Genomic DNA, 21,552 nt, shown 5'->3' on the forward strand with positions numbered 1-21,552 from the left:
GGAATCCATGGACCGCCAGCCCGGAAAACAACAGTTACGTCGCCTCCGCGAACGGCGCGGCTGGTCCTGGACAGACCAGGCTCAGACGATCAAGTCAATGGCGAAGCGACTCAGCATCGATGCGACTGCAAACACCGCACTCGCTAGCATCCGTCGAACAATAGCTCGCTGGGAGTCAGGCTCGTCTACCATTCCTGATGCTCGCTACCAATGGATCCTAGCCCATGTTTATGCTGAGCGGGGCCAGGAGGTTCAAACTGGACCCGGGTCAGACTTCCTCGCCCTCTTGTCCGCGTTCCAGCAAATGGGCGTTGCGCCCGATCGGGTGGCGGAGCTTCATACTACCGTTTTGGCCTGGGCCGAAGGACGCCATCCTGCCGCATCGCGGCTGGACGATGGCGATCTCGCCGAAATGACCCGGACTCTTAACGGTATCACACAGCAGATCGGCAAAATCCCATTTGTACGATCACAGATCGCACTCGCTCCATTGATTGACTCGTTACGCCACGCAAAACAGACGAACACCGATCTGCCACCCGACGGCCGGACTCTTGCGGCCCGCACATACGCTGCCGCAGCCCGACTCGCCTTCGAACTTCGCGACGATGAACTCTCCAAACGATACTATGACAAAGCCCTATCGCATGCGCAGCGCGTACCCAGCCAGTCGCTTGTCGCTAGCATCGGCACTAGCTTGGCCATGGTAACTATGCACCGAGATGACGACTTCGCGACCGCCGAGCGAATCATTAACACTACAATCAAGGCTGCCCTCGCGGGCCCAAGCATGACGACGCGTGCCCGCGCATTTGCGATTCAGTCCGAGATAGCTGCACGTCGCAAGCTCGTGCGCCCCGCCGCTGCAGCACTCCAGCTTGCAGAGCAGTATACAGAGAAAGCGAGTCCCGATGATCCGTCCGGCAGGCCATTTGACGATGCTCGCCTGGCAGGTTTCACAGGTCTTTACAACTTGCTTACCGGGTCAACTACGTCCGCAATAGACCATCTCAATCGCGCAAGGTACGGAATTCCCGAGAGTATAGATCCCATTCAGCTATCGATAATTGTTGCCGACCTGGCAAAAACGCATCTGGTATGCTCAAGACCCGAGCCTGACCTCGCGGTCTCGTCTCTACGCGAGTGCGTAACCCTTGTCGGCAAATCCCGCAGCCGGGTAGCTGCTGGCCGTATACGCCATGTACGTTGGCTACTGCGCCGCTGGAATGGTCATCAATCGGTCGCGGATCTTGACGATCACATATACGCTACCTTGTTCGACTGACCGCCAGGAAATATCTACTCTCCCGGGATGCTCTACCTGCCACCGATGCCCGCATTGCATGCGATAAAGAGAGGTGCGGCGATGCACTGACGCTCAGTCGCGATAAACCGTTCCGAATGGTCCACACGGTGTCATTGTCCGCGCCGAGCTCTACCGCCACGTTCTGTGGCGGGTATATATCGATAGATCCGGTGGCGTGGCGGAGAGCCGAGAAAGGCCGTGGGCGGCGAACTGTCGATCGACATTGAATGGTGAGCGGTAGTGATGGAACCCTTGCCGGCCATGGTGACGCGTCTGGAGTAGGTTTTCGCAGATAACGAGTTCGCTGAGGTTGAGCAGGGCACCGATTGTCGCGGTCAGATCCGGTAGGTGGTCGAGTGTGTCCATGATCCACAAGAGGATCGGCGCTTTGGCCAGCAGGTGTTCTGGTTGGTAGACCGGGTGTGGGTAGCCGTGCCGATGGGATCGCCAGGTGAAGAAGTCGGTCGGTGGTGAGGGCAGATCGCAGCCGAGGGCGAGAAAGCCGGCACGGTGCAGGGCGAGGACGTCTTCGCCGATGCCGCAGCCGTAGTCGATGATCGTCGCGTCGCGGTGGGCTGTGAGAAGGGGTTTGGCGGCGTCGACGTAGCGGGGGCGATGGCCGCTGGCGTGCCAGATGACTTGGTTGTAGAGGTACGCGTCGGTGCTGCTGTAGAAGCGTCGAACCTGTTCGTGTGTTTGGGGCGTGGCTCGGTCCCACTGCTGCGCGAGCGTGCGGGATGAGTCGTGGTAGGGCTTGAATCTGTCGCCGAGGTACTCGACGAGTTCGGTGTGCAAGGTTGTGCCGGCGGCGCGGTCCCATCGCAGCCGATCCCATGCCTGCCAGCATGGGTCGCACTGGTCGAGATGGCTTCGTACCGCGAGGTCTACGTGTGGCGGCAACCGACGGACGAGGTACTGGTCGAAGGCGGTGCGTGTGTCAACACAGGTGGGCTGATCTGCGATCATGGGGTCCTCACCGAGACAGAGCCGGTTCAAGGTCTCTGGGGTCTGGTCGACCGCGGTCGGTGTGCCGGACGGACAGGCCGGCCGCGGTGTGGCACAGTCGGGGCCGGAGCGTCTTTGAGGCGTCGCTCGGGACCTGATTGCCGGATGGGACGGACGCGTTGATATGACGGTGAAGCACGCAACCGCTGGCGCCTTTGTCTTCTGCCACTTTGGCGACTGTTGGCGTTTGGGGCTCATCGAGCATCCCCGTTTGAGCCGCCACATGATCATGGGTGGGCATGTGGAGCTGTTCGAGACGCAGGCCGAGGCGGCGGTGCGCGAGGTTGAGGAGGAGTCGGGGCTGCGGCGGGTACGCCTGATCGATCCGCCGACCCCGGGATTGCCGGTCGGGTTCCCGCATTCGTCGGTGGCCGCGCCGTGGTGGACCACGGAGCAGGACGTGCCGGCAGACAATCATCTTGGTGAGCCGCACGTGCATGTTGATCACCAGTATGTGGCGGTGGTGGAGGATCCGACGCCGGTCGCGGAGTCGGTACACCGGTTTGGCTGGTTCGATCAGCGGCAGTTGGCTGGCCTATCGATGTTCGAGGACACCCGGCAGTTGGCGGCGGTGTTGTTCTCGTGCGTTGATGACGTGGTAACGGGCCGAGTCGATCCGGTGATGGCGGTACGGCCGTTGGTAGCCGCTCGCGGTTGAGTGGTGCCTCACCGTTCGGCGTGCTGAGGTTGGCAGTCTTGGCTGCAGCGTGCGGGTGCCGTAGTGCGGTTTACTGTTTCGGCCAGGCAACGCGGGGAAGCCGCCGCGATATGGTCTGCCATCTGGTCGATGAGTTGGTCGTTGGTTAGTCGACGGCGGTCCAGCACGGTGAGCCGCTGTGGGTCGTCTGCGGCGAGGCGTCCGAATAGGGCGTCAGCACGCCGGTGTAGCTGCCACTGCTGTTCGGTGTAGCGGATGCCGTCGCGGGTTTCGGCGCGGCGGATGGCGGCGGTCATGTCGTCAGTGATGAGGATCGTCAGGTCCGGCAGGGGCCGCCATCTGGCGGCGAGGTCGAGGATGAGTTGTGCGTGCTGGTAGGCGCTCTGGTCATCGGGGTGGACGATCAGGGACTGGTAGACGGCGGTGGAGTGGACGCTGCGGCCTTCGATGACGGTGCGGCCCTGGGCGAGAGCTGTCGCACTGCCGTTTTCGTAGTCGAAGGTCTTGATCGCCAGCAGCAGCAGGGTCTCCGTGCCGGGGTGTCCGCTGCGCAGGAACGGATCGCCGTTCGCCGCTGCGATCAGGATGCGCAGCAGGTCCCGTCCCAGGTCGTTGTCGTCGGTGTGGTGCCGTTGGGAGAACTCTTCGAGAACCACGAACCCGTCGCTGGTGTGACGCTCGAGGAGCTGTCCGGTCAGGTGGGTCTTGCCGACGCCGCTGATCCCTTCGACAGAGATGAGTCGGCCGCGATGGCAGCGAAGGTCGTGCGCGGCTGGTCCTTCTCGACCGGGGGTCAAAACAGGGCTCCTTGCTCGGGCTTGCCGCCCTTGGCGTCGACGCCGGCGTCGGCGCGCAGCTGGCGCAGGGTCCGCCATCGGCTCGTGGTTGCCGCGTGCTGCAGGATACGGCGGAACACTTCGGCGGTTGCCTCGACGTCCGGCATGGCGCGGTGCCGGTCGGTCGGCCAGGGGATGCCGAGGTGGTGGATAAGCAGGTCCAGGCGGTGGGATGTGAGGTCCGGGTAGATCGCGCGGGCTAGCCGGACGGTGTCGAGCAGATCGGTGGCGGCGAGGCGCGGGCAGGCGTCGCGATAGTCGTAGAGGATGCCGACCTCGGTGGGGGCGTTGTGTGCCACCAGCAGGTAGGGCGGCTCGTCGAGGCGGGTGTCGAGTCTGGCCAGCACGGTGGCGGCGTCGGGTTGTCCGCGAAGCATGTCGGGGGTGATGCCGGTCTGCTCGGTGTCGAGGCGGGTCAATGGCGCGTGTTCCGGTGGGCGGATCAGTGCGGTGAACCGGCCGGTTTCCACGAGTTGGTCGGCTTGCTGCCGCAGGGCGAGGGTGGCCACGTCGATGGGTTCCGGGCGGTGGCCTGCCGGGGTGGTGGTTTCGAAGTCGATGACGACGAAGCAGGTGGCCTGGAATTCCTCGTCGTTTATGAGGTTCATGGCTGCCAACGGTGGGCCTCCCGGGCGATGGTCTGCGCGTAGTGGGCGATGCGGTGTTCGTTGTCGTGGTCAGTCAGCACGACGGCGAGTGTTCGTCCGATGACGGCGGCCGCGTTGGGGCATGGGTCGGGGGTGTATGCGGCGAACTCGGGACGTTGGTCGGCTGGTTGGAGTCGGAAGGTGCCGACGCTGTTCGGCACGCCCAGGCGGGCTAGGTGTTCGCAGAATGCGCGGGGGGCGGGCAGGTTCACGGTGGCTAGGAAGCTGTATCCGTTCCATCGCAGCGTGGTCGGCGGTTGCGGGACCGCGATGCCTGGGGTGTCCGTGAGGTGCTCGCGCAGGTGGCGGGCTTGGTCCTGCCGGTGGCCGAGCAGTTGGTCGAACCGGGACAGGTTCGCGCGTGCGATCGCGGCGAGGGGTTCGGCGAGCCGGTAGTTGTGCCCGACGTGGGGTGGGTAGCCGGTCGGGGGTGGTGGTTGGCCGTGCGATCGGAAGGATCGAGCGGCGGCGGCGTGCTGTTCCTTGTGGACCAGGAGGTAGCCGCCCTCGCCGGACCAGAGGATTTTTCCGTCTTTCATGCTGAAGCAGCCGATCGCGCCGCGCGTTCCGGCTGGGTGTGCGTCGATGTCGGTGCCTTGGGCTTGGCAGGCGTCCTCGACCACGTCGAGGTGGTGTTCGTCGGCCCATCGGCACAGGCGGGTGAGGTCGCCGGCGCGGCCCCAAAGGTGGACGGGTAGAACGGCCTTGGCCGCATGTGTGATTTTGGCGTTCAGGTCGTGGTAGTCGAAGTCTGTGCCGTCCGGGTTGCAGTCGACGAAGATCGGCCGAGCGCCGAGGTAGACGACCGGTGCCACCGACATGACCACTGACAGTGCCGGCACCAGCACCTCGTCGCCGGGGCCGATCCCGAGCACTTTGAGGGCGAGGTGCAGGGCCGCGGTGCCGGAGGAAACGGCAACGGCGTGTGGAACGTTGAACCGGGTCGCGAGCTCGTCTTCTAGCGCTGTCACCTGAGTCGCGCCAGCGGGATCGGGCATGGCGGTAAGCGGGTCGGCCAGGCCCGGCATGGCGAGGTCGGCGAAGTTCATCGGGCTGCGCCAGCGGGCTGGAGAAAGTCCCCGAATCCGCTAAGGGGCCACATGTTGACGCAGTCGCGGGAGAACAGGTGACAGTCCTGGCACGGTCGGGCGGGGCCGAACAGGTCGCTGGCGTGGGCGTCTCGAATGGTGCGGTGTCGGTCTGGCCGGGTTGCGGCGATCTTGAGGGTGGAGGGACAGTCCCAGACGCTGCCATCTGGTTCGATGAAGAACAGGTCGGTGCCGCCGAAGCAGCCATGGACAGTCCCCGGCTGTTTCCTGGTGATCGCGTCGATGACCCGGTCGCGGTAGGTGGGCGCGGGCAGTGCGACGGGCCTGTGGGTGTTCAGGTCGGCCAGGGCTCGTCCCAGGGCCGGGGCGTCGGCCGGGGTCAGCGACAGCTGCCCGTGCAGTGGGTGGTCCGGGTCCAGGGCGATCGGCTGGGGCACGAAGTAGTCACAGCCCAGATCGGCGGCCAGCGCAGCCACCTGGGTGACGGCATCGATGTTCAGCCGGGTGATCACCATGTAGAGGCCGACCCGGGGTGTGCGCCGCGCGCCGCGACGGGCCAACAGGCCGCGAACGCCAGCCAGCACATCACTGTGTCCGTGTATGCCGTTGCGTGCCGGGCGCCAGGTGTCGTTGTAGCCGGGGTCAGGTGAGTCCAATGACACCGACACGGCGTCCACCTCCGCCTCTATGATCTGGTCGACGAGGCGATGCCGGGTCAGCGGTATGCCGTTGGTGCAGACGACCACCTGCACGCCGGCTGCCTTGATGGCCGCGATGACGTCCATAATCGGTGGCCATATCAACGGCTCGCCGCCGGCGAGGAAGATCCGCTGGACGCGGGAGCCGGACAAGGTCTGCACGAACGCCGCGATGTGCGCCAGGTCCAGGTCGGTGCGGGACAGGTGGGACAGTTGACCGGGTTGTTGTGGCGGATTGCTGCGATGGTCTTCGATGGTGCCGAAGTAGCAGTACCGGCAGCCGAGGTTACATGGCGACCGCAGCGCCCACAGCAGGCAGATTCCAGTCATTGGGTGCCCGTCTTCTTCAGCAGGGTCCGGCAATGGGCTTCCATCTCGGCCAGCACATCGCCCTGCGGGCGTCCGGTGCGGTCGACGACGCGGATCCTGTCAGGATTGCTGATGGCCAGCTCGCGGTACAGGGTGTCGACGCGGACCAGCAGTTCGCGGTCGGCCGAGTTGACCGGTGCGCCCAGGCGGTCGCTGTACCGACCGATGCAGGCGTCGAGGTCGTCCACGACGAGCATGGTGAGTGTCGGCAGCGGCCGCCACGTTCTGGCGGTCGTCAGGACGCGGTCGACGATCTCGGCGGCGGCCGCGGCCGGCTGCCCGAGCGTCATGATCGCGGCTTGGTAGACCGCCACGGTGTCCGGGCCGCGATCTTCCAGGACCAGGGCCGGCGGCCGCGGGTCGGCGGTGAGGCGCTCGTACTCGTAGACCTTCAACGCCAGCAAGGCGAACATCTCGGTGACCGGGTGTCCGGTCCGCAGGAACGTGCCCGCACGACGTGCGAGGGCCGCGGTCACCTGCCCGGTGAGCTGCTCAGGGCCGTGATCGGTCAACTCGCTGACCAGCCGACAGGACTGGCCCAGCCGCGTGGCGAGCCGTCCGGTCAGATAGGTTTTCCCGACGCCGTTGAGGCCCTCCACGCTGACCCAACGGCCGACGCCGGTCACGCCGGCCGCCGACACACGTACAGCACCTCCGTTGCCGCCTGCGGGATCACCGCAGCCACGACGGCGTCCAGCAGGGCGGCCGGAACGCTCTGCCGCAAGTGCTGGTACCAGGCGCACGCGCCGTCGCCGTACTGCGCCGTCAGGGCGGCCGCGACCTGCTCGACGGGCGGGCACAGCAGCCCGACCCGGTCGGTGACGACCAATCCGCATTCGGCCAGAACCGGTTCCAGCTCGGCGGTGTTCCATTCGTAGACGTGCACCCGGTGCTGCAACGGCCGTGGCGGATCGCCCGGCGTGTTGGGAGTGGACAGATACAGCACCGCGCCGGGACGCAACGCCGCCGCGGTATGGCGCAGGCTGGCGACCGCCTGTTCGCGTGGCAGGTGTTCCAGCGCTGAGGTGTAGACAGCCACATCGAATTCGCCGGCCACCGCCTCTGCGGGCCATGGTGCGGCGACGTCGCACTCCACGAACGCGGTCGGGAACCGCGCTGCCCCGTAGGACGCGTTGAGGCGCTCGACCGTCGCGGCTGCCTCGGCAAGGTTGGCCGGCGACAGGTCCAGCCCGACGTACCCCTGCAACTGCTTGCCGTAACGGTAGAGGGTGGGCAGCTGCAGTCCTCGCCCGCAGCAAACGTCAACCACGCGCGCTCGTTCCGGGCAGCGCTCGGCGATGTAGAGCCGCTGAGCCAGGTTCATGATCCCGGACGCCTTCACCTCGCCACGAGCGATCGCGGTGTAAAAGTCATCCATCTGGTTGACCGAGTACGGCCCGATCATTGGTGTGCCCGGCCGGGTGGTGCACCGCCCGTCCAACTCGCTGGCGGCCGTCCGGCCGCTCATGGCACCGACATCTCCCATGGGAAGATCACCCACCCTTCGACCGTGACGCCGACATAGGACAGCAACTGTTCCGGCAGGTCGTCGCGCCGCCAGTTGGCGGCGTTGACGACGCAGACAGCCATACGGGTACGGGCTGCTCCGACGCCGCGCACCAGGTCAAGTACGCGAACGGCCGTATCGCCACTGCCGGCGATGTCATCAACGATCAACACGTCCAGCCCGGCAAGATCGCCCAGGCTCTGCAGGTTGCGCGCCTGAGGTCGTGCGGACTTTCGGGCGTCGACGCCGTCGCCGAGCGTGTGAACGACCTCCACGCCGCGCACCGTGCGCACGGCCAGGGCGTGGGCGACCATCACGGCCGGGATCATGCCGCCGCGAAGCACGCCAACCACCACGTCCGGCAGCCCGTCCGCGCATGCCGCACGCGCCAGATCGTGGACGGTGGCGGCAAGCTCGGGCCAGCCAAGGGTCGCGGCGGGCCGTCCCAGATCAGCGGCCACGTTCATCGCCCCACAGCAACACGTGCAACCGCGGCGTGAGATTCCAGCCGTGTTCCAGCGCCGGAGCGGCCAGCGTCCGCATCCCCGCCAAAACCGATTCCGGCGTGGTGCCTTCCGGCATCACCCACACCGGCGTCAACCCGAACCGCCTCTGCAACTCGGCAAGCTCCGCGACATCGTCGTCGCCGGTGACCACAAACTTGAACACCGCCTTGCCGCAGTCACGAAACGACCGCAAAGCCAGCGGCCGGATCCGTCGCTGTTCCGGTACACCAGAACCAGTCAACTTCGGCGAGACGTTGAACCGATGCACCCCGGCGACCAGGTCCGGGCCGGGTGGGATCGTGCCGTTGGTCTCGATCTCGATCCGGCGCCCCAGACCGCCAAGCGCGACGACCAACGCAACCAGGCCGCGGCGCTGCATGAGCGGCTCACCGCCGGTGATAACCACCAGGTCGCCGTCCTTACCCTGGACCCGAACCCATCCTTCGATCTCGGCAACAGCCGTCTCTCGCGACTCGGCGGTCTGGTCGAAACGGCTCCAATCCCAGGTATAGGGGGTATCGCACCAGGAGCAGTCGAGATTGCAGCCGGACAGTCGGATGAACAACGCTCGCTGCCCGACGGAAGGACCTTCGCCTTGCACGGTAGGACCAAACAGCTCCGCGATCCGCAGCCACGCAGGCAGGGCCGAGCTGTCAACGGTCATAGTCGTCACTGCGGAGTGTACTGCGCCCATGTCGAATCCGTTTCACCAACTCGGACACAGACCAGCCGCCCCGCAATCGTCGGCTCCACGTGCTCCATGAACCACACCGCGAGGTGCTCGGCCAGATTCTCGCTGGTAGGCGGCCTGTCCATCACGTCATTGAGATGTTGATGATCGAAGGCTTCGGCGACGTAGGTTTTCATTGGCGCCAGATCGCCGAAGTCCGTCACGAATCCAGGCGCCGCCAGCCGTTCAGCACCAACAACAACCTCGACCGTGTAGTTATGACCGTGCAGGCGGGCGCACTGGTGCCCGTCGGGAAGGCCATCCAGCCGGTGGCTGGCGCTGAATGTGAAACGCTTGCCAATCGTGTAGCCCACGATCGTTGGTCCTCTCACCCGACTGGACTATCGGCTTGTGCTCACCCAGGCATGTGGGACAGCAAGCGCAGCCACTCCTCACGCCGGACAGACTCCTGGGCGATCACTCCGCGACATGCCGACGTACTCGTTATCGCGCCCGTCGCCCGGGCGCCGCGCAGACTCATACACAGGTGTTCAGCCCGCAACCGCACCCCGACGCCACGCGGCTCGAGCTGCTCCATGAGCCAGTCCGCGATCTGCGCTGTCATCCGCTCCTGGACTTGAAGGCCCCGCGCGAACGACTGCACCACCCAGGCCAACTTCGACAATCCCACGATCCTCTGGCCAGGAACATAGGCGACGGTTGCCGTGCCGACGAATGGCAGCACATGATGTTCGCAAAGGCTGAAGAACGGCACGGCCTCCACCGCCACCAGTTCGTCATACCCCTCCGCGTTGTCGAAGCAGGTCGGATCAAACCGAGGCGGCGTCAACATCTCACGCAGAGCACGCACCAGCCGCAGCGGCGTTCCGCGACGATGCTCTCCCTCCAGCGACACCCCCAACGCGACCAAGAGAGCCTCAGCGGCGGCAGCCGCCCGCCCCTCGCACCAGCCTTCGTCCCCGATGCCGCCCAACGCCGCACCAGGACCGACGCCGCCCACCTGAACGCTCACGTTGAGCCGCCCTCCGTTCCGCGAGCCGGCCGCGTCGGCGACCGCCTCGCCTTACGCGCTCATCGGCCGAACTGGCCCACCGTCGTTACTAGCGGACATCGACGAAGCGCCACAGGCGCTACCAGGCCCTGATGTTGTCGAGGTGTCGATCGCCTGGGTCAACAGCCTCCTACAGACCCCCTGATCATGTCGTGCGACGGTCAGTTCGCCGACACCGACCACATCGAACTGTTGCAGCTCTTCGTCAATCCCTGGTACGGGATGGCGTGGGCGAGGCGGCCGAGCGACTCCCTGAATCAGACCGTACCGCCTTTCGAGTAAGGTGACAAGGTATGGTTTTGCGAAGGGCATGCCACTTCCCTTGCCGCCTTCCGCGTAAGGTGACCAGGTACCAGATAGCGCAGAGAGTCGGGAGGCCCTGGTCATGGCCGAGCCGGGCACGTGGGTCAGTGTGTCCACCCCGTACGTGACACCCCGTTCGCCGGGGGATCGCGAGGCGTGGGCGGCCGAGGCGGCTCAGCACGGTCACACCGGCACACAGCGACTCATCGAAGTCAGCGAGGTCGCCGCGTCGCCGGTGGTGGCCGAAGCGCTGCGCCTGGCTGCCGACGAGCCGGTCGTGGTCCGCCGTCGGCTGATGCTGCTCGATGACAAGCCGGTCGAGCTGACCGACTCCTACTACCCGACAGCGATCGCCCGCGGTACCCCGTTGGCCGAACCCCGCAAGATCCCCGGCGGTGCCGTGACACTGCTCGCCGAACTGGGCCACCGCCCGCGCCGGATAACCGAAGACGTCAGCTCCCGGGAGCCCACGGCGCATGAGCGCGCCGCGCTGGCCCTGGACCCACAGGAGTGGGTACTGCGACTCATCCGGGTCGCCGCCACCGACAGCGGACAGCCGGTCGAAGCCAGCATGATCACCATGAAAGCCAGGCACCGGCACCTGCGGTACCAGCTAACCATTGACTAACCGAAGAAGGACAGAGCCGTCGTGGCCAAACGAACTGACGGCCGACCCCGCCATCAACAGATCGCCGCCGACCTTCGAGCGCGAATCATGTCTGGCGAACTGGGCCCAGGCACGCAACTTCCATCGACACCGAAACTCGTCGCGCAGTACGCCGCAGCGAACGCCACCATCCAACGCGCCCTGGCCTCCCTAAAGGACGAAGGCTTTCTCGACAGCCACATCGGCAAAGGCGTCTACGTCCGCGCCCGCCAACCACACGTGGTCGACATCGCCGCCTACCTCGCACCGTCCCCACGCGGGTACAGCTACCAACTGCTGGACGTCCGCGAGGCCCGGCCACCAGCCGACGTCGCCGAAGCACTCGCACTGGCCGACGACGACCTGGCCGTACTACGGCACCGGCTACTACTACACGCCGATGAGCCCGTCGAGCTGTCCTGGTCGTACTACCCACTCCAGATCGTCCGAGGAAGCGACATCACCAAACGCGGCAAGATCCCCGGCGGGGCACCACGAGTACTGGCCGACCTCGGCTACCCGCAACGCGAGCTTCTCGACCGGCTCTCCGCACGACTGCCCACCACCCACGAGCTCGAGCTGCTAGACCTCCCCGACGACGTGCCCGTGATCCGCCAGCTTCGAGTCATCCACTCCGACGGCGCCCAACCGGTCGAAGCCTCAATCCTCGTCAAGGGCGCCCACCTCTACGAACTGAAATACCTGCAGCCCATCCCGCACTGACCTGCCCTCGCCAATTACACCGCGGCGCAGCGGTCATGCCCGTCGCAGGGGACCTGCCGCCCCAGCGGCTTGCCGGCCAGATCGGGCGACAGCTCGAGCCGGTAGTACCAGCTGACGTGCCCCGGGTTCCAGGCCCCACCCGGCCGGTGCAGCTACGGGCACCCCCTTGCGGTCCGACGACTACAGCGTTTGGAGTAGTACTGCGAGCCGGCGTCGCTCGGGTGTCCTGCGACCCGACTCAGCCACTGACCACCCGTGAGCCAGCGATCAGCACCGGCACCCGCGCGGCGATCGCCGCCTGCGCACAACGCAGCCACCGCACCCCACCAAGATCACATTCTGGGGCCGTCACCGCCAGGCCATCGAACGGTGCTGCCTAAACCACCACCGGCCGCACCGTTCGCTGGCTCCAGAGCACACGACGAGCACACGTCCACCCACTGTGGACATCAAGAAAACTCCAATCCCAGACAGAAGCCCAGGTCAGATCCTTGATCAATTGTGCGCCGCCAGGGACTCGAACCCCGAACCCGCGGATTAAGAGTCCGCTGCTCTGCCAGTTGAGCTAGCGGCGCTCGCTGACAACGGCAGCAACCTTAACACGGCCCTCAGCACCACTTCCAACCGGTTCGCTCGGCGCGGCGGGCCGAGTGGTGGAAGCGACACACGCGCTGATCTGGCAGGGTGCTGGACTGGCCATCGCGGCTGCGCGGGTAGTGCACCATAAACCCAAGCACCACAAACCCAAGCACCACATCGGTGGCACCATCCAACCCAACCGCACCATCCAACCCAAACGACAACCGAGCCGAGCCGGCAGGGCACCTAAGAACGGGGACGAAACATGAGCAGGGGCACGCGGGGGTTGGTGAAGGCTGCCGTGCTGGCGCTGCTGGCTCCGCTGGCGCTCACCGCCTGTGGTGACGGCGGCGGCGAGCAGCCCCGGTTCGTGGACGGGACCACGGCCACCGCGGGGCCGGCGGCCGATGTCCCGGCCAGCCCCGACGCGGAGGGCAGGGGTGAGCAGGCCGCGGCGTTCTCGTTCTCGATCACCCCGGCGGCCAACGCGAAGAACCTGCCGGTGAGCTCCGAGATCGGCGTCAAGCTGGACGACGGCGAGGTCACCTCGGTCACGCTGGCCGAGGCGGGCGGCGGCAAGGTGTCCGGCAAGATGCGCGACGACGGCAGCGCCTGGGTGCCCAGCAGCCCGCTGAAGTACGGCAAGCAGTACACGGCGACGGTCACCGCGACCAAGGACGGCGGCACGGCGACCCAGACCACGACGTTCACCACGATGGGCGAACCCGGCAAGCGGGTCGGGACCGGCCTCTACCTCTTCGACGGCAAGACGTACGGCGTGGCCATGCCCGTGGTCGTGGAGTTCCACCCGGGCATCGCCAAGAAGGACCGGGCGGCCGTGCAGAAGCGGATGTTCGTGAGCACCGACCCGCCGCAGCCGGGAGCCTGGCACTGGGTCTCCAACGGCACCCAGGCGTACTACCGGGCGCCGGAGTACTGGCAGCCGGGTACGAAGATCACCACGCGGATCGCGCTGGGTGGACATCCGATGGGTCAGGGGCGGTACGGGGACACCGACCGGAAGGCGACCGCGAAGATCGGTGACCGGTTCGAGATGAAGGTCGACAACAAGAGCAAGAAGATGACCGTCCTGAAGAACGGCAAGGTCGTGAAGACCATGCCGGTCAGCCTGGGCAAAAAGAGCACGCCCTCGGCCAGCGGGACCATGGTGGTGATGGAGAAGAAGGAGCAGACCGTCTTCGACACCACCAACGACCCCAACCCCGCCGATCGTTACCGGGTGGACATCGCGTTCGCGCAGCGGTTGACCTGGAGCGGGCAGTACATCCACGCGGCGCCCTGGTCCGTCGGGCAGCAGGGCCGCACCAACGTGTCGCACGGCTGCGTCAACGTCTCCACCGAAAACGCCCGCTGGCTCTTCGGCCAGACCAAGGTCGGCGATCCGGTGACCGTGACGGGCACGGAGGAGAAGCTGAGCCCGGGCAACGGGTGGACCGCGTGGAACATGAGCTGGAAAGAGTTCATCAAGGGCAGCGCTCTGCCCGTAACGCAATGAATGCGAATAAAGCGGGGCAAATCAGAGTGTTCAACGCCACGGCATGAAACCGGGATTTGGTGGAGCGCGTCATTAGAGGAGGATTGACCTCTGCGCCTGGGTAATGAGCGCACAGGGGCATCGACGATTTGCGAGGGGACCATGGCAGCGATGCGATCGCACCGACGTACACCGAGCCGGAAGGCCGCGTGGCGTGCGTTCTCCGCCGCGGTGCTGGCCGGCGTCCTCGCCCTCACCGCCTGTGGCAACGACTCGCCCGCCGCCTCGTGGAACGACGGTAAGAACGGCGGCGGTGGCCAGCAGCAGGAAGACAGCGGCCCCAAGCAGGGCGCCACGGTCACCAGCCCGGCCGCGGACGCCAAGGACGTGCCGGCGTCCACGGCGATCGCGTTCACGATGGACAACGCGAGCAACCCCACCGTCGAGCTCAAGAGCGCGGGCGGCGAGGCGGTCGAGGGCACCATGCAGGAAGACGGCAAGTCGTGGCTGCCGAGCGGCGCGCTCGAGTACGGCACCGCCTACACGGTGACGATCAACGCGACCGGCTCGGACGGCAAGCCGACCACCAGCACCAGCTCGTTCACGACGATGGCCAAGCCCAGCAAGGTCGTGCGGGTCTCCAGCTTCCTCGGTGACGGCCAGGTCGTGGGCGTGGGCATGCCGCTGATCGTGCGCTTCGGCCGGGAGGTCCCGCAGGACTACCGCGACGACGTGCAGCGGCGCCTGTTCGTCCAGTCCACGCCCCAGCAGGAGGGCATCTGGCACTGGACCAGCCCGACCGAGGTGCACTACCGGCCGAAGACGTACTGGCAGGCCGGCACCAAGATCTCGTACAAGCTGCAGACCGGTGGGCTGCCGATGGGCGACGGCTACTACGGGCGCGCCGACGTCAACGTCGACGTCAAGATCGGGCCATCGTTCGTCATGTCGGTCGACAACAAGACCAAGAAGATGACCGTCACCAAGGACGGCAAGGTCATCAAGACCATCCCGGTCAGCCTCGGCAAGAAGAGCACGCCCTCGGCCAGCGGCACCATGGTGATCATCGAAAAGCAGCGCAAGACCGTCTTCGACACCATGGACGACCCCAACCCGGCCAACCGTTACCGCACTCCGATCGACTACGCGCAGCGGCTCACCTGGAGCGGCCAGTTCATCCACGCGGCGCCCTGGTCGGAGGGGGTGCAGGGGCGCACCAACGTCTCGCACGGCTGCGTCAACGTGTCGATGGCGATGGGCGCCTGGCTCTTCGGCCAGACCCGGATCGGCGACGTGATCACGGTCAAGAACACCGAAGAGAAGCTCCAGAACGGCAACGGCTGGACCGACTGGAACATGAGCTGGGAGCAGTACGTCAAGGGCAGCGCGATCCCCTACAACGGATAATCGATGAGCCCCGGTCCGCCTCAGCTGCGGACCGGATGCTCCCGCGGGCACCGCTGCGGTCGGCGGCTCGCGTAGACGCTCGCCGAAACCCCGACCTCCGCTGCCTGGCCCGCGGGACAAGCCCTCGCTGGCGGTGCCGCGAAACAAACTCTGGGGTGACTGAGGGGATTTGAACCCCCGACACCCGGGACCACAACCCGGTGCTCTGCCAACTGAGCTACAGCCACCACGTCAGCCGCGCCGGAGGTGCCGGTGCGGTGCGCCGACCAATGATAGCCATACCCTGGCCACATCCGTCGACAGGGTATCGGTGGTCAGAGCGTCGCGGCGATCGCCTTGGCCGCCTCCACGTCCGGCCCGGGGAGCGGTACGAAGATGGTGCGGCGGTAGTACTCGAGCTCGCGGATGCTCTCCCGGATGTCCGCGAGCGCGCGGTGGGCCAGTCCCTTCGCCGGCTGGCCGAAGTACACCCGGGGGTACCAGCGGCGGCACAGCTCCTTGATGGACGAGACGTCGATCATGCGGTAGTGCAGGTGGGCGTCGAGTCGCGGCATGTCGCGCGCCACGAACCCGCGGTCGGTGGCGATCGAGTTGCCACAGAGCGGCGCGCTACGCGGGTCTGGTACCCAACGGGTGATGTACTCCATGATCATGTCTTCGGCTTCGGGGACCGAGACCGCCGAGCGGCGGACCTCCTCCGTCAGGCCGGACTTTTTATGCATGTCGCGCACAACGTCGGGCATATCGGCCAGCGCCGCATCGTCGGCATGGATAACGACGTCGACCCCGTCGCCGAGCACCCGCAGGTCAGGGTCGGTGACCAGCGCGGCCACCTCGATCAGCGCATCCTTGCCGAGGTCGAGCCCGGTCATCTCACAGTCGATCCAGACCAGAAGATCAGCCACGGGCTCAGCCTACGCGCCGACGGCCGTACATCACCCTGGCCGAAGCGCCGTTACGCTGCTGAACATGCCGAAAGCCATCCGGATCGCCACCGTCACGGCAATCGCCGGCGCGGTCGCCGCCTTCCTGGAGTGGTACGGCAACCGCCACGACTTCTTCGACCTGCGCATCTACGTCAGCGCGATGCGGTGGTGGGCCGACGGTCACCCGCTCTACGACTACGCCCAGCCCGACCGGGTGCAGGGTGAGCTCTACTTCACGTACCCGCCGTTCGCCGCCGCGCTGCTCCGCCCGCTCGCCGCGATCCCGGTGGGCGCCACGATCGTGATCTTCCTGATCGGCACCGCGGTCGCCATCGCCGTCACCACCTGGTGGCTCGTACATCCCGTCGCGCTCCGCCACGGGCAGCCGCCGTGGTTCGTGGTGGGGATCGCCATCCCGCTGGTCTTCCTGATCGAGCCGACCCGCGAGACGTTCACGTTCGGCCAGATCAACATGCTGCTCGTCGTGCTGATCCTCGGCGACCTGCTCCTGCTGGTACCCAGAAACTCGCGCTGGGCCGGCTTGGGCGTCGGCTTGGCGACGGCGCTCAAGCTGTACCCGGGGATCTTTGTCGTCTATCTCCTGGCCACGCGGCGCTGGCGCGCCGCGATCACGGCGAGTGCGGCGGCGGTCGGGGCGACCCTGCTGGCGGCGGCGATGGCGCCGCGCGACTCGTGGCAGTTCTGGACGCACGAGCTGTGGGCGACCGACCGGGTGGGGCGCACCGACTACACCGGCAACCAGTCGCTGCTCGGGCTCCTCGGCCGGGCCGCGCTCCCCGCCGAGCCGAGCCGGCTGGTGTGGCTCGGGCTGGTCGCGCTCGTCGCGGTGTACGGCATCCGCCGCGCCGCCCAGGCCGCCCGCGCCGGCGACGAGGTCGCGGGGCTCGCGCTGGCCGGGCTGGTCGGGGCGCTGGCCAGCCCGATCGCGTGGACACACCACGTGTACTGGTTCGTGCCCGCCTTCGTCGTGCTGGTCGACGCCGCCCTCCGCGAACGCGACCTGCGACCGCGCCTCGCGTTGCTGGGGCTGGCCGCCGCCGGGTTCCTGGTGCTGCTGCGTGGCGTGGTCTCGTTTGACGACTGGGGCATCGCGCCGCTGCCGACCGACACGGTGGGTGAGTTTCTCCGGCGCAACGCGTATGCGCTGCTCGCGCTCGTGTTGATCGCCGTGCTGCCGGTGCGGACCGGGGTGCTCGATTATCGCAGACGAGGGGCGAAATGGACAGATCTACCTAGCCACGCCCGAGTGGGCTAATCTGTCCTTAACAGACAAGCTCCCCATCCTCCCCCAAAGATCAACAGCGCACCGTTTCCCCCGGTGAGAGTGGCCCTCCGCAAACGGCATGCGGAGGGCCACTCGCCATTTCTACACCTCACTCCGCCGATCCAGGGCGTATCCGCCGATCTGGAGAGCTTCGGAGTCGGGGTGGCTTCGCCCTCCCACGGCTGTGATCGAAGCTCCCCCCAAGTCGCTAGAACGACGTGGGGGGAGCTTCGATCACAGCCGATCGCCCCGGTCAGTCGCGGGTGCGGCGGGCGGTCGGTGAGGAGACCGTGGGCACGGTGGTGTCGGCGGGCAGGCCGGCCGCGGTCTTGCGGCGGCGGGTGGATCTGGTCCCGGTGCCGAGTGCCCCCAGCGCGCTGGCCAGGTCGGCCGAGCCGGGCAGGTCCGGACCGATCGGCGGCCCGTCGGCCGGTTCCGGCCCCGCCGCTTCCCCGGCGGCGACGTCGTCCCCCGCCGGTTCGCCGGCCGCCCGCGGCTCGCCGAGCCAGCCGTCCCCCGGTTCGTCGGGCAGAGCGCGCTCCAGGACGGGGCCGGGCACGGTGGCGCGGCCCGCGACCGGGCCGGGCGAGACCGGGTGGAGGTCCGCGACCGGCTCGGTGGGCAGGGGGGCCGGCGTGACGGCCACGCTCGGGTGCGGCGGCCAGGCCAGGATCGGCTGCACCGGCATCGGGAGGGGCGGGGTCCAGCCCGTCCGCGGGCGGTCGACGAGATGCGCCGGCACGGACGCCGACCCGGTCAGGACGTCGGCGAGCGTGGCCGGGCGGGCGAGCGGAGGGCGGCGGGACGGCCAGGCCAGCGTCGCCATGCCGAGTACGACCAGCACCGCCCCCGCGACCAGCAGGCCCCACGTCGCCGAGCCCAGCCAGCCGGGGCGCACCTCCACGCGCAGGTCGACCGTCATGCCGGCGCTCGCGTCCGGGCGCATCACGACCAGGGCCAGCCGCTGGCCGCGTACCTCGGAGGAGGCCCAGCCCACCTCTCCCGTGCCGGACATCTGCCAGATGGGCTGCGCGGCGGGTACCGCCCTGCCCCCGACCGGCGTCACCGCCACCGGGAGCGGGCCGGCGGTCAGGCTGACCCGGTCGACCTGGGCGTACGCGGCGCCGTGCAGGTAGCGGGCCACGTCTTCGGCCGGCGCGATGGCGACCAGCGCCGGCCCCGCCTCCGTACGGGCGCTGACCCGAAGCCGGGTGTCCCGGGCGCGGGCGAACGGGGCGTCCCGGCGCAGGAGCGCGTCGAGGTCCGGTACGACGACCGCGTGGCCGGGTGTGGTGATGCGCTCGACCCGGCCGCTGAACGCCCCGTCCCCGTCGCGATGCTGCATGGCTGTCCACAGTGCACCGCCGACCAGCAGCACCGGCAGTCCGATGGTGAGCAGCAACATGCCAGCAGCCGTACGCACGATCCGCATTCCCGGTTCCCCTCCAAGATGCCCCTTATGAGGAGAACGAGCGGATCGGCGTCACGACGCCTTGCGGCTCCGGACAAACGCGAGACCGCCGAGGACCAGCCCGCCGAGCCCGGCCACCAGTGCCACCACGGCGAGGATCACGGCCAGCCCGTCGCCGCCGTCATCGTCCTCGGTGGACGGGGCCGCGGCGTCGGGGGCGGAGGTGGGATCCGCCGCCGCCGCGGAGACGAGGGCGAGCACCGGCGCGGGCTCCTCCGGCTCCTCGGCGCCCGGCTGCGGCTCCTCGATCCAGCGGGAGACCTCGTTGTCGGAGTACGTCTGGAGCGCCTTGAAGACCATCCTGTCCACATCGGGCAGTGGGCCCATCGAGACCGGAAACTCCACGAACTCGCCCGGCTTGACGCCACCGCCCGCCGGAGCGGTCCAGGTGATCTTCGAGACGACCTCGCTGACCTGGCTGCCGTGCACGTCCACCGGCGGGTCGACCTTGCGCCGCTCCACCGTCGCCGTCCAGCCCGCCACCGGCATGATCGAGACCGAGCCGACCGGGGCGTTCTCCGGGAGGACGACCTCGAGCTTCACGGTGGAGGCGGTGTCGCTCTCGTTCGGCACCCGGAACGCCAGGCGCGCGAAGCCGCCCTTCTCCGCCTCCTGCGGGTTGACGGTGACGTGTGCGGCGGCCGGTGCCGCCACCGCCAGGAGGAAGGTGACAGCGGCGCCGAGCACGAGAGCAACGCGTTTCATCGGGAACCCTTCTAGCTCACGGGCACGGTGGCGGTCACCGTGGCCTGGTCTATCTCGGAGATGCGTACCGTGAATTTGAGCTGCCAGTCGCCTTCGAGCGGGAGCGTGATCTCGCCGGTGGCGTGGTTGTCGGTGAGCGGGAGCAGCGGGATGTCGACCGGCGCCACGTCGTTCGCGGGCAGTGCGGCCGTCCCCGTCCACTCGACCACCGGCAGCGGCTTGTTGGCCTTGTCGTAGGCGTAGAGGTGGACCGAGTTGTTGCCCTTGCGGGCCGGGTCGACGTCGACCTGGAGCTTGAAGAGGTTGCTGTCGAGCGTGGCCGAGTAGAAGCCGGGCCCGCCGAGGTCCTCGTTCGCGGAGGCGGTGCGCGCCGGGGTGGTCTGCACCAGCACCGCGGTGAGCCCGAGCACGACGGCGGTGATGCCGAGTTCGACACCGACCGCGCGGCGCAGCCGCCGCGGCCCGCCTTCGCCGAGCCGCTCCCGGACCAACTTCCGCGAGTACGCGGCGACGGCCACCACGGCGCCGAACAGCACCACCTTCGCGATGATCAGCCGGCCGTACGTGGTCGAGACGAGGGCGTCCGGCGTACCCACCTCGATGAGCGCCTGCACGGTGCCGGCCAGCACCAGCGCGCAGACCGCCAGGGCCGCCCAGCGCGACCAGATCGGCAGGATCGCGCCCAGCTCGCGGTCGTTGGCCTGGCGCAGCAGGAACCCGATCAGCATCACCAGGCCGCCCAGCCACACCGCCATGCTGGTCAGGTGGACCGCGTCGACCACCACGGAGACCGCGGCGACCGGCGAGGCGGCCGGGTGTCCGGCGACCGGCCAGGTGAAGATCGCCGCCCCGCCGAGCACGGCCAGCAGGATCTGGTCGACCCGCCCGGTCTCGCCGCGCAGCAGCGGGCGGAGCAGCAGCCCGATCGCCACGAGCAGACCCAGCCGGATCAGGTACGCCGTCCCGAACGTGCTGGAGAGCACGTTTCGCAGGCTGGAGCCGTCGACGTCGAAGGGGCCGCCGCCGGTCGTGTACGGCACCTCGAGCCAGATCCCGGCGAGTGTGGCGAGCGTCACCAGTCCCATGCCGGTCCAGATCACGCCGGCCGGGCCGCTCCGCGAGAGCCGCGCCGGCCACAGCAGGCTGATCACCAGCACCGGGCCGATCAGCAGGACCAGGCCGGCGTACCCGATGTAGCGCGCGACCTTCAGCCCGTTCGCGACCACCGGGTTGTCGCCGATCTCCTCGTCCGTGTCGCTGGGTGGCGTGGTCGAGGGGGCACCGACCGAGTAGGTGAAGCCGCCCGACACGGGATGGCTGTCCGCGGAGATCACCCGGTAGCTGACCAGGTACGTCCCCTGGGCGCCGGTCTGCTGTACCGGGATCGTCACGACCGCGCCGTCGAAGCGGGCGTCGCCCTGGTCCACCCGCTTGCCGTCCGGGCCGATCACGCGGATCCGGTCGGGCACCTTGCGGACCGACTCGCTGAAGGTCAGTACGACCTCGGCCGGCGCGGCCTGCAGCACGGAGTTGCCGAGCGGGTTGCTGCTGGCGAGCACCGCGTGGGCGCTGGCGGGGGCGGCCGGGAGCGCGAGGGTGGCGAGAGCCGCGGCGAAGAGCGCGAGCAGCAACAGAAGGAGACGGCGGGGGGCGAGGAGGGGCGGGAGGCGGCGGGTCATGACGGCCATG

Annotated in this window: 22 protein-coding genes and 2 tRNA genes; 7 read left to right on the forward strand and 17 right to left on the reverse strand. The window is 67.7% G+C overall.

The window, feature by feature from the left end:
• The first annotated feature begins 7 nt into the window (after window positions 1–7).
• On the forward strand, window positions 8–1,285 hold the full coding sequence (locus tag RB614_RS09155; RefSeq protein ID WP_487379826.1) for an NsdA family TPR-like regulatory protein: 1,278 nt from the start codon (window positions 8–10) through the stop codon (window positions 1,283–1,285).
• A gap of 150 nt (window positions 1,286–1,435) precedes the next feature.
• Here the strand turns inward: RB614_RS09155 and RB614_RS09160 are convergent, their stop codons facing one another.
• Window positions 1,436–2,272 (reverse strand): class I SAM-dependent methyltransferase, encoded by an 837-nt coding sequence (locus tag RB614_RS09160; RefSeq protein ID WP_308711959.1) that lies wholly within the window; start codon window positions 2,270–2,272, stop codon window positions 1,436–1,438.
• Window positions 2,273–2,435: 163 nt separating this feature from the next.
• Here RB614_RS09160 and RB614_RS09165 point away from each other — a divergent pair, with 163 nt between their 5' ends.
• A complete protein-coding gene (locus RB614_RS09165; protein ID WP_308711960.1) occupies window positions 2,436–2,969 on the forward strand; it encodes an NUDIX domain-containing protein in 534 nt (177 codons plus the stop codon).
• An 8-nt stretch (window positions 2,970–2,977) separates the two neighbouring features.
• Here RB614_RS09165 and RB614_RS09170 read toward each other — a convergent pair whose 3' ends face one another.
• From RB614_RS09170 to folE, 10 genes are read right to left on the reverse strand one after another with little or no spacing between them, the layout of a single operon-like run.
• Window positions 2,978–3,766 carry a dTMP kinase gene (locus tag RB614_RS09170; protein WP_308711961.1) on the reverse strand — a complete coding sequence of 263 codons (789 nt, stop codon included), beginning with the start codon at window positions 3,764–3,766 and terminating at the stop codon, window positions 2,978–2,980.
• Window positions 3,763–4,413 (reverse strand): 3'-5' exonuclease, encoded by a 651-nt coding sequence (locus RB614_RS09175; RefSeq protein WP_308711962.1) that lies wholly within the window; start codon window positions 4,411–4,413, stop codon window positions 3,763–3,765. Before RB614_RS09175 ends, RB614_RS09170 begins: the two co-directional genes overlap by 4 nt.
• Window positions 4,410–5,501: a DegT/DnrJ/EryC1/StrS family aminotransferase gene (locus RB614_RS09180; RefSeq protein ID WP_308711963.1), complete on the reverse strand. Its 1,092-nt coding sequence runs from the start codon at window positions 5,499–5,501 to the stop codon at window positions 4,410–4,412. Before RB614_RS09180 ends, RB614_RS09175 begins: the two co-directional genes overlap by 4 nt.
• Window positions 5,498–6,529 (reverse strand): radical SAM protein, encoded by a 1,032-nt coding sequence (locus RB614_RS09185; RefSeq protein ID WP_308711964.1) that lies wholly within the window; start codon window positions 6,527–6,529, stop codon window positions 5,498–5,500. The genes RB614_RS09180 and RB614_RS09185 overlap by 4 nt, the downstream gene beginning before the upstream one ends.
• On the reverse strand, window positions 6,526–7,209 hold the full coding sequence (locus RB614_RS09190; protein ID WP_308711965.1) for a hypothetical protein: 684 nt from the start codon (window positions 7,207–7,209) through the stop codon (window positions 6,526–6,528). The genes RB614_RS09185 and RB614_RS09190 overlap by 4 nt, the downstream gene beginning before the upstream one ends.
• Window positions 7,191–8,036, reverse strand: a complete 846-nt coding sequence (locus RB614_RS09195) for a class I SAM-dependent methyltransferase (RefSeq protein ID WP_308711966.1) — start codon at window positions 8,034–8,036, stop codon at window positions 7,191–7,193. Before RB614_RS09195 ends, RB614_RS09190 begins: the two co-directional genes overlap by 19 nt.
• Complete coding sequence (locus RB614_RS09200) at window positions 8,033–8,542, reverse strand: phosphoribosyltransferase (RefSeq protein WP_308711967.1); 510 nt, start codon at window positions 8,540–8,542, stop codon at window positions 8,033–8,035. The genes RB614_RS09195 and RB614_RS09200 overlap by 4 nt, the downstream gene beginning before the upstream one ends.
• Entirely contained in the window at window positions 8,526–9,245 is a 720-nt protein-coding gene (locus RB614_RS09205) for a 7-carboxy-7-deazaguanine synthase QueE (protein WP_308711968.1), read from the reverse strand. Before RB614_RS09205 ends, RB614_RS09200 begins: the two co-directional genes overlap by 17 nt.
• A gap of 5 nt (window positions 9,246–9,250) precedes the next feature.
• On the reverse strand, window positions 9,251–9,625 hold the full coding sequence (locus RB614_RS09210) for a 6-pyruvoyl trahydropterin synthase family protein (RefSeq protein ID WP_308711969.1): 375 nt from the start codon (window positions 9,623–9,625) through the stop codon (window positions 9,251–9,253).
• A 41-nt stretch (window positions 9,626–9,666) separates the two neighbouring features.
• Entirely contained in the window at window positions 9,667–10,284 is a 618-nt protein-coding gene (gene folE / locus RB614_RS09215) for a GTP cyclohydrolase I (protein WP_308711970.1), read from the reverse strand.
• 424 nt (window positions 10,285–10,708) lie between these two features.
• Here folE and RB614_RS09220 point away from each other — a divergent pair, with 424 nt between their 5' ends.
• Window positions 10,709–11,254, forward strand: a complete 546-nt coding sequence (locus RB614_RS09220) for a GntR family transcriptional regulator (RefSeq protein WP_308711971.1) — start codon at window positions 10,709–10,711, stop codon at window positions 11,252–11,254.
• Window positions 11,255–11,275: 21 nt separating this feature from the next.
• Complete coding sequence (locus tag RB614_RS09225; protein ID WP_308711972.1) at window positions 11,276–11,995, forward strand: GntR family transcriptional regulator; 720 nt, start codon at window positions 11,276–11,278, stop codon at window positions 11,993–11,995.
• A gap of 502 nt (window positions 11,996–12,497) precedes the next feature.
• Here the strand turns inward: RB614_RS09225 and RB614_RS09230 are convergent.
• A tRNA-Lys gene (locus RB614_RS09230) sits at window positions 12,498–12,570 on the reverse strand.
• Between the two features lie 269 nt (window positions 12,571–12,839).
• Here RB614_RS09230 and RB614_RS09235 point away from each other — a divergent pair.
• Both RB614_RS09235 and RB614_RS09240 read left to right on the forward strand, forming a co-directional pair.
• Window positions 12,840–14,090, forward strand: a complete 1,251-nt coding sequence (locus tag RB614_RS09235) for a L,D-transpeptidase (protein ID WP_308711973.1) — start codon at window positions 12,840–12,842, stop codon at window positions 14,088–14,090.
• A 150-nt stretch (window positions 14,091–14,240) separates the two neighbouring features.
• On the forward strand, window positions 14,241–15,476 hold the full coding sequence (locus tag RB614_RS09240; RefSeq protein WP_308711974.1) for a L,D-transpeptidase: 1,236 nt from the start codon (window positions 14,241–14,243) through the stop codon (window positions 15,474–15,476).
• 151 nt (window positions 15,477–15,627) lie between these two features.
• On the opposite strand, the gene RB614_RS09245 is transcribed toward RB614_RS09240, so the two are convergent.
• A tRNA-His gene (locus RB614_RS09245) sits at window positions 15,628–15,703 on the reverse strand.
• 87 nt (window positions 15,704–15,790) lie between these two features.
• On the reverse strand, window positions 15,791–16,381 hold the full coding sequence (orn, locus tag RB614_RS09250) for an oligoribonuclease (RefSeq protein ID WP_308711975.1): 591 nt from the start codon (window positions 16,379–16,381) through the stop codon (window positions 15,791–15,793).
• A 64-nt stretch (window positions 16,382–16,445) separates the two neighbouring features.
• Between orn and RB614_RS09255 the strand changes: the two genes are divergently transcribed.
• Window positions 16,446–17,678 carry a glycosyltransferase family 87 protein gene (locus RB614_RS09255; RefSeq protein ID WP_308711976.1) on the forward strand — a complete coding sequence of 411 codons (1,233 nt, stop codon included), beginning with the start codon at window positions 16,446–16,448 and terminating at the stop codon, window positions 17,676–17,678.
• Window positions 17,679–17,940: 262 nt separating this feature from the next.
• Here the strand turns inward: RB614_RS09255 and RB614_RS09260 are convergent, their stop codons facing one another.
• From RB614_RS09260 to RB614_RS09270, 3 genes are read right to left on the reverse strand one after another with little or no spacing between them, the layout of a single operon-like run.
• Window positions 17,941–19,119, reverse strand: a complete 1,179-nt coding sequence (locus tag RB614_RS09260; RefSeq protein WP_308711977.1) for a hypothetical protein — start codon at window positions 19,117–19,119, stop codon at window positions 17,941–17,943.
• Window positions 19,120–19,170: 51 nt separating this feature from the next.
• Window positions 19,171–19,863: a YcnI family protein gene (locus RB614_RS09265; protein WP_308711978.1), complete on the reverse strand. Its 693-nt coding sequence runs from the start codon at window positions 19,861–19,863 to the stop codon at window positions 19,171–19,173.
• Between the two features lie 11 nt (window positions 19,864–19,874).
• Entirely contained in the window at window positions 19,875–21,542 is a 1,668-nt protein-coding gene (locus RB614_RS09270) for a copper resistance CopC/CopD family protein (protein WP_428982960.1), read from the reverse strand.
• Window positions 21,543–21,552: the final 10 nt, after the last annotated feature.

It is taken from the genome of Phytohabitans maris (genome assembly GCF_031085175.1).
In the GTDB taxonomy this organism is placed as follows: Bacteria; Actinomycetota; Actinomycetes; order Mycobacteriales; family Micromonosporaceae; genus Phytohabitans; species Phytohabitans maris.